The 1,718-nt window shown below is 66.1% G+C and carries 2 protein-coding genes; both read left to right on the top strand.

Translation table 11 applies throughout. The features are described 5' to 3' along the window. Nucleotides 1-484: 484 nt before the first annotated feature. On the top strand, nt 485-928 hold the full coding sequence (locus VGQ94_08885; GenBank protein ID HEV2022631.1) for an ATP synthase F0 subunit B: 444 nt from the start codon (nt 485-487) through the stop codon (nt 926-928). Next, nucleotides 928-1,718, top strand: a 791-nt coding sequence (locus tag VGQ94_08880) for an ATP synthase F0 subunit B (GenBank protein HEV2022630.1), incomplete at its 3' end; no start/stop codon positions are given. The genes VGQ94_08885 and VGQ94_08880, both read left to right, overlap by 1 nt.

Raw genomic sequence — 1,718 nt, 5'->3', positions numbered from 1 at the left:
TGGAGGCGCGGGCGCCGGAATCCGTGGTGCGGCGGCTGAAGGCCTTCGTGGTGGAGTAGCTCGATCCTTCGCCCGACAAGGCCGGGTTCAGGATTTCGGCAGCGGGCTCCCGCTCGCCGGGCGGCTCGCTCACGTCCGCTCATCGCCTCAATTTAAATGGGCCGGCGGCCAAGAAGCGGTGACAATTTCTTGGCCACAAGCCCATTCGATCCGATATGGATCGGAGGTGATACTTCTATGGTAATACTCCAGAAGCCGATGTCAAGCGCTCCCTCGAGCTTCGAGCGCCCCGTTTTCGCCGCCCCGGCAGCCGGCTGAACCAAGTCCATTTTCCCCCAACGGCGATGCCGCGAAACCCCGCTCTGGGCGCGCCTTTGGCCGCGTTGACAGGGCCGAAAACCGATGTTACGGTTCTACCTTCGCAGCGCGGCTCTTCCGGCTCTACCACAACCCAATGGACGAGACTCTCAGACAGATAGGGCAATTGCTGCTCGGAGCCGTTCCCACGGTCATCCTGTTCGGGCTGCTGTACGTTTCCTATCGCGTGTTGCTGCACAAGCCGCTGGAGGCGGTGCTGGAGGAGCGCCACCGCAAGACCCAGGGAGCGATGGAGAAGGCGCAGGCGGATATCGCTTCTGCCGATGCCCGGACGGCCGACTACGAGCAGCGGCTGCGCGAGGCCCGGGTAGCTGTGTATCAGGCGCAGGAGAGCCGCCGGCGTAAGTTCCAGGAGGCCACCGCCGCCGCGCTCGCGGAAGCTCGCGACAAAGCGCATGCCATGGTCCGCCAGACGCGCACTGATCTGCAGAAGGACATGGCGGCCGCCCGCACCGGCCTGGAGTCCGAGAGCGACCAGTTGGCAGCGGCGGTCATCCAGGCGATTCTTAAGCCGACGGCTGGGGCCCCGACCGCGGGCGGGCGGGCGTGATGCGCCAGCGCCTGCTCCCGGTCCTGCTCGCGGGTTCCCTCCTTGCGGTGTTGTGCGGAGCCGCGTCCGCGCAGTCGCAGCCACGGCAGGCAAAGCCCTCCGAACCCGCCAGCGCTGCCGCCAGCCCGCAGAGTGGCTCGGCGAACCAGGCCAAGCCCGAGGGCGACCAGGGCGCAAAGCATGAGGCGAAAGAACAGGACGAAGAGGCCCAGTTCAGGCAATCTCCTTCGGTGAAGTGGCTGGCGAAAATCACGGATCTTTCCCCAACAGCGGTCTATTGGGTGAGCACGGCCCTGAATTTCGTGATTGTCGCGGCCGTCCTGGTGGTGTTCCTGAAGTCTCCGATGGCGAACTTCTTCCGCGAGCGCACCGTGGGGATCCGGAAAAGCATGGAGGAAGCGCGGCGGTCGAGCGAGGAGGCCAGCCGGCGGCTATCGGAGATCGAGGCGCGCCTGGCCAAGCTGGACGCAGAGACGGCGGAGATGCGCGCCGCTGCCGACCGCGAAGCCGGGAAGGAAGAGGAAGCCGCGCGGACGGCCGCCGTGGAAGCCAAGACCAAGATCGTGCACGGCGCCGAGCAGGAGATCGCGGCGGCGGCGCGGCTGGCGCGGGGTGAGTTGAAGTCCTACGCCGCGGAGCTGGCGGTCTCGCTGGCGGAGAAGAAGATCCAGATCACTGCCGTCACCGACCGCGCTTTGGTGCAAGAGTTCGTGGACCATCTGGGAAAGGACAGTAAGTTATGGCGGCGATCAACAACCGATACGCGCGCGCGCTGGCCGATGTGGCCGTC

This window comes from Terriglobales bacterium (genome assembly GCA_035937135.1).
Taxonomy (GTDB): Bacteria; Acidobacteriota; Terriglobia; order Terriglobales; family Acidobacteriaceae; genus DASYVL01.
The sequence above is the reverse complement of the archived record's forward strand: the minus strand, read 5'-3'. Positions and strand labels throughout refer to the sequence as shown.